General features: G+C 38.2%; 5 protein-coding genes and 1 rRNA gene (1 of these 6 running past the window's edge). 5 read left to right on the forward strand and 1 reads right to left on the reverse strand.

Annotated elements, in window-relative coordinates:
- Positions 1–212 precede the first annotated feature (212 nt).
- From EJF36_RS04320 to perR, 3 genes are all read left to right on the forward strand, one after another.
- Complete coding sequence (locus EJF36_RS04320) at positions 213–1,265, forward strand: GGDEF domain-containing protein (protein ID WP_125905164.1); 1,053 nt, start codon at positions 213–215, stop codon at positions 1,263–1,265.
- 231 nt (positions 1,266–1,496) lie between these two features.
- On the forward strand, positions 1,497–2,450 hold the full coding sequence (locus EJF36_RS04325) for a D-2-hydroxyacid dehydrogenase (RefSeq protein ID WP_125905165.1): 954 nt from the start codon (positions 1,497–1,499) through the stop codon (positions 2,448–2,450).
- 135 nt (positions 2,451–2,585) lie between these two features.
- Positions 2,586–3,032: a peroxide-responsive transcriptional repressor PerR gene (perR, locus tag EJF36_RS04330; protein WP_125905166.1), complete on the forward strand. Its 447-nt coding sequence runs from the start codon at positions 2,586–2,588 to the stop codon at positions 3,030–3,032.
- A gap of 18 nt (positions 3,033–3,050) precedes the next feature.
- Here the strand turns inward: perR and EJF36_RS04335 are convergent, their stop codons facing one another.
- Positions 3,051–3,404 (reverse strand): YgzB family protein, encoded by a 354-nt coding sequence (locus EJF36_RS04335; RefSeq protein WP_125905167.1) that lies wholly within the window; start codon positions 3,402–3,404, stop codon positions 3,051–3,053.
- A 182-nt stretch (positions 3,405–3,586) separates the two neighbouring features.
- Here EJF36_RS04335 and EJF36_RS04340 point away from each other — a divergent pair, with 182 nt between their 5' ends.
- The gene (locus tag EJF36_RS04340; RefSeq protein ID WP_125905168.1) at positions 3,587–4,420 is read left to right on the forward strand and encodes a nucleotidyltransferase-like protein; all 834 of its coding nucleotides are present in this window, start codon (positions 3,587–3,589) and stop codon (positions 4,418–4,420) included.
- A gap of 311 nt (positions 4,421–4,731) precedes the next feature.
- A 16S ribosomal RNA gene (locus EJF36_RS04345) occupies positions 4,732–6,000 on the forward strand; it runs 271 nt beyond the window's last position.

Genomic DNA, 6,000 nt, shown 5'->3' on the forward strand with positions numbered 1-6,000 from the left:
AAATAAATATAATATTCGACTTTTTTCGATAAATAAATGACGACATCTAGTTCGGGTGTCGTCTTTTTCTTGTCCTTCTATATGGAACTTTATAGTAAAATTATAATGATAAAAGAATTGTATTTATGTATAGTGTTGGGTTGAGCGACTTTAGCTAGTAATAGTGAATGGCAATGAAGAGAAGTAAAGTAAAAATTGAGGATTGAATAGCTATGAACAATGTTAAAATAATAACTGATTCAAAAACTGAGTTTATTTTTTCGTTACTACGTTGGCTTTTTCTATTAATGGCAACTAGCCTTTTTTACATTGAACCTCTTGCGAGCCAAATAGAATTGAAGAAAGAACCATTTCCTGTATTATTAACGTTAGGTATTCTATATATGACAGTTTCACAAATCGGTATTTGGCAGATGAATAAAAGCAGGAAATTCGCTCAATTCATTATGAGGGCTGGGATTGTTTTTGACTACATAGCCCTTATATGGCTTTTATTACTAACAGGTGGGGTGCATAGCCCTTTGTTTCCCATAAGCTTTTTGTTTGTTATGCACGCGACAATATATTGGAAATTATATGGTGCTATATTCAGTGTTTTAGTGACCTTAGTGGGGTATACAGTTATTTTGTTCATTCAAGGAGGAAATGTGCTTGTAGACTCGTTTAATTTTGCTATAAATAGCATGTTTCTATTAATAGTCGGTGTGTTTGGAGCTCTGTTAGCATATCGTGAACGATCTCACTTTCATGATAAACTGGTGTATCGAGATTTAATGCTACAAGACTTCTTAACAGGTCTGCAGAACCATCGGTCTTTTCAAGAACAATTGAAAACTAAGTTAAAAAACAAAAATTCCTTTACTTTGATTTTAGGAGATATAGATTTTTTTAAAGAATTTAATGATAAATATGGTCATATAACTGGTGACGAAGTGTTATGTCGAGTGGCTGCGGTTCTCTCGGCGAAAGCCGAAGAGGAAAAAGGAGTTGCTTTTCGATATGGTGGAGAGGAATTTGCGGTATTACTTCCGAAACAGTCGGATCCGATAATATATATCGAATCGGTTTACAAAGGATTATATGAAACTTGTGATGATGAGCGATTCAGAGTGACGATGAGCTTTGGGGTGGTGACAAAGCAAGCTATGGATGATGGAGAGGATATGTTGGACAGGGTGGACAAACTACTTTATGAAGCGAAACGGACAGGTCGCAATAAAGCGTTATTTGCGGATGGTTCAGTAAAGTATAATAGTACTGCCTAATTTTATTAATACAAGCTATTTGTCTATACAATTCATGATACATATACGTAATCTAGAGTAGGGCATACCTCCTCAATTTATTATAACAACCGTACAGACTATGTGCGGTTGTATTTTTTTATGCCGGTTTGGGTCTAACCTTAAAAATCAATAATTTTACAGAGACAAAACTTATCTTTTATAGTGAAAAATGATGATTTGTTATAATAATAAAAAAAGGAGTGGGAACGTATGAATATTGTAACCACATTGAAAATCCCGGAACTTACTTTGCTACAATTGAGGCAAAGGTTCCCAACGGTTAATTTTATAGTACATAACAATATCGAAAATGCAAAAAATAGCTTACATATAGCTGATGTAATCGTTACTTTTGGTGAGGATATTAATACTGAAAAATTAAATCAAGCTAAACAACTTAAGTGGATTATGGTAATGAGTGCAGGAATGGATAAAATGCCTTTTAAAGACATTGCTCAACGTGGTATTGTGGTGACTAATGTTAAAGGTATTCATAAAATGCCTATGGCTGAATATACAATTGGAATGATGTTGCAGGTTGCCAAGGAGTTTCCGAAGCTAATGAAAAACCAAGATAATAAAGTGTGGGACCGAACAGTTGTGAGGATGTCAGAACTTAATGAAGCCACATTATGTGTAATTGGTATAGGGGCAATTGGAGAGGAAATAGCCCGGTTAGCCAAAGCTTTCAACATGAAAGTCATTGGTGTTAATACGTCTGGCAAAGCAGATTCGGTTGCGGATACGATAGTAGCTATGGAAGACTTGAATGTTGTGCTGCCTAATGCAGATTATATTGTTTCTGTTTTACCGAGTACTCCTGAAACAAAGTATTGTCTCAATAAAAAGCATTTTGGAGTGATGAAGCAGGATGCTGTATTTATTAATATTGGGCGTGGTGATGTTGTTAAGGATAGCGTTTTAATTGAGGTTTTACAGGAAAGCTTAATTAAACATGCAGTTCTAGATGTATTCGAAAAAGAACCTTTAAGTAGTGACCATCCTTTTTGGGATATGGAGAATGTAACGATTACACCACATACTTCAAGTATAACTAAGAAATATTTACCAAGGAGTATGGAGATTTTTGAAGAGAATCTTGATCGGTGGTTAAAGGGAGAGTCAGAACTCATTAATAAAATTGACCTCAATAAGGGATATTAATGGTTATTAATTTTTTCCTAAAAACATACAATTATTTCATATTAGACAGGTAGTAATATTGACAAAATGAGTAGGAAGTTAGTAAACTAATTATAAATATTATAAAAAAAGAATCTTTATATTAAAGTGAGGTGCATGACGGTGTCAGATCAGCATCAGTTAAAAGAGGCGCTTGAAACGTTGAAGGGAACAGGGGTGCGTATTACCCCGCAACGTCATGCGATTTTGGAATATCTAATCCAAACAGTTACACACCCAACTGCAGATGATATTTATAAAGCACTAGAGGGAAGATTTCCAAATATGAGCGTAGCTACGGTATATAATAATCTACGAGTATTTCGTGAAGTGGGGCTAGTGAAGGAATTAACCTATGGTGATGCTTCTAGTCGTTTTGATTTTGTTACGACAGAGCATTATCATGTAATCTGTGAGGAATGTGGAAAGATAGTAGATTTTCACTATCCGGGTCTAAATGAGGTTGAACACCTTGCTTCGCATGTTACAGGATTCAAGGTAAGTCATCACAGAATGGAAATCTATGGTCAATGTCCCGAATGTCAAAAGAATCCTAAACATTAGAGCTGACAGCTTATGCTATCAGCTCTTTTTCTTGCGGTTATAAGATTCATCAAACTCTTTACCCTCTAATGATTTATCCAATGTTAAAGCCTCGTTACAAAACATACAAAGATCGACTCGTCCTAAAACTTTAGTTTGTTTTCCACACGACGGGCATACTACTTGGATTGTTTTAGTTGATAACATACCTATCCAAAAATAAACGACGGTGCTAGCTATCATAAATAAAACACCTAATAGCATCGTTAAAGTCATTATCCAAAGGTTTCCCCGAAAGAAAATTCCGATATACATTACGATGAACCCGACAAAAATCAATGCCAGAGCAAAAGATCTGATTTTATTAATTTTACTACTGTATTTAATAGACATAATGATCCCCCCGCTAATGTAATATTACCATAAAAGATGTAGGAGGTGACTACAGTAAATCATAACTATGAGAATACCTAATTTCATGGTGATAATAAAATTAATTTTGTTTTAAAAAGGAATTTACCTTCTGTCTATAGAATTACATGCTAATAAAATATTTGCGATAGTGGGTGCAAGTTATGTTGTGTGAAAAAATATCAATTTTAGAAAAACACATCAGTGACGAAGAAACTTTGGGGGTCCTTTCGCAGAATAATAGAAGAAAGTTAGAATTATTTATCATTAAGAAATCAAATATTAAAGATGATGTTATGATTGAAAATTATCTTTATAATAATATCCTTTCTACTATATCGATCTTTAGTGAAAGAACTCTTGAAGAATGGTTATGGGCTGGACAAAAACAAGAGATTATTGAGTGGATCTTAACAGGTAATATAGAGTATGAAAAGAATTCTTTTCTGCAGCAGTATCGACATAGGTTACAAATATTCCCTGACCATGACAGAGAAATAAGAATGGGGTTCGAGTTTTCCAAGCTTATACATTGTTATAATGAAGGGAAGTATTTCTTCGAAGTATTTGATTATTTGGATTCCTATAAGTATGTTATACAAGCGCTACACCACTTAGGGCGATTGTCAGTTGTGCAACAAGGTATTCATCCAGAGATTACGGTGTGGAATCAAGTTAAAAGATTAGAGCCGGAAGTATATAAGCTCTATAGAGAATTAACAGAGAGTCGTGAAACAATAGATAAAAGGCTAGAGCTATTATTTTTAGCTGGAGATTACTTGATTAATTCACAAACAAAAACTTCATCTAAACATGTATTAAGTATAATAAAAGAAAGCTTATGTGGCCTGACTTATAATGAATTGTCAACTAAGAGAGAAGTAAGTATATACGGTTCGGAGTTGCAAGCGTTACTGGGTTATCTGATAGAGAAAGGGTTACTCGAACAAGCTGAAGGTGAAGATGGTATTGTGCGCTATTTATATAAAGAAGTGTAATAAAAAACTATCGTGATATATTTTTGAGATTGTTTGAAAGAATTGTTGACATAGAATATTAAATGATGTTATAGTAATAAACGTCGCTGCTGAGCCTTGTGTTCAGTAGTGATGAGAAATTTAAAAACATATTGACACGCACTGTGTTGTATGTTATTCTAATAAAGTCGCTCAAACGAGTGGTTAAACAAAAAGTTCTTTGAAAACTAAACAAAACCAAGCGCTAAAACGTTTCTATTATAGAAACAAAACAAGCGACTTTAAAGTCGCAAAAAGAATTGCCAGATGTAAATTTGAGCAAGTCAAACTTCTTTTCGGAGAGTTTGATCCTGGCTCAGGACGAACGCTGGCGGCGTGCCTAATACATGCAAGTCGAGCGAACCACTTCGGTGGTTAGCGGCGGACGGGTGAGTAACACGTGGGCAACCTGCCTATGAGACTGGGATAACTTCGGGAAACCGGAGCTAATACCGGATAACATTTATCTTTGCCTGAAGATAAATTGAAAGATGGCTTTTAGCTATCACTTATAGATGGGCCCGCGGCGCATTAGCTAGTTGGTGAGGTAATGGCTCACCAAGGCGACGATGCGTAGCCGACCTGAGAGGGTGATCGGCCACACTGGGACTGAGACACGGCCCAGACTCCTACGGGAGGCAGCAGTAGGGAATCTTCCACAATGGACGAAAGTCTGATGGAGCAACGCCGCGTGAGTGAAGAAGGTTTTCGGATCGTAAAACTCTGTTGTTAGGGAAGAACAAGTACCGTTCGAATAGGGCGGTACCTTGACGGTACCTAACGAGAAAGCCACGGCTAACTACGTGCCAGCAGCCGCGGTAATACGTAGGTGGCAAGCGTTGTCCGGAATTATTGGGCGTAAAGCGCGCGCAGGCGGTCCTTTAAGTCTGATGTGAAAGCCCACGGCTCAACCGTGGAGGGTCATTGGAAACTGGAGGACTTGAGTGCAGAAGAGGAGAGTGGAATTCCACGTGTAGCGGTGAAATGCGTAGATATGTGGAGGAACACCAGTGGCGAAGGCGACTCTCTGGTCTGTAACTGACGCTGAGGCGCGAAAGCGTGGGGAGCGAACAGGATTAGATACCCTGGTAGTCCACGCCGTAAACGATGAGTGCTAAGTGTTGGAGGGTTTCCGCCCTTCAGTGCTGCAGCAAACGCATTAAGCACTCCGCCTGGGGAGTACGGTCGCAAGACTGAAACTCAAAGGAATTGACGGGGGCCCGCACAAGCGGTGGAGCATGTGGTTTAATTCGAAGCAACGCGAAGAACCTTACCAGGTCTTGACATCCCTATGCCCACCCTAGAGATAGGGTTTTCCCTTCGGGGACATAGGTGACAGGTGGTGCATGGTTGTCGTCAGCTCGTGTCGTGAGATGTTGGGTTAAGTCCCGCAACGAGCGCAACCCTTGATCTTAGTTGCCAGCATTTAGTTGGGCACTCTAAGGTGACTGCCGGTGACAAACCGGAGGAAGGTGGGGATGACGTCAAATCATCATGCCCCTTATGACCTGGGCTACACACGTGCTACAATGGATGGTACAAAGGGCTGCAAAACCGCGAGG

The sequence above is a fragment of the Bacillus sp. HMF5848 genome (genome assembly GCF_003944835.1).
Classification (GTDB): domain Bacteria; phylum Bacillota; class Bacilli; order Bacillales; family HMF5848; genus HMF5848.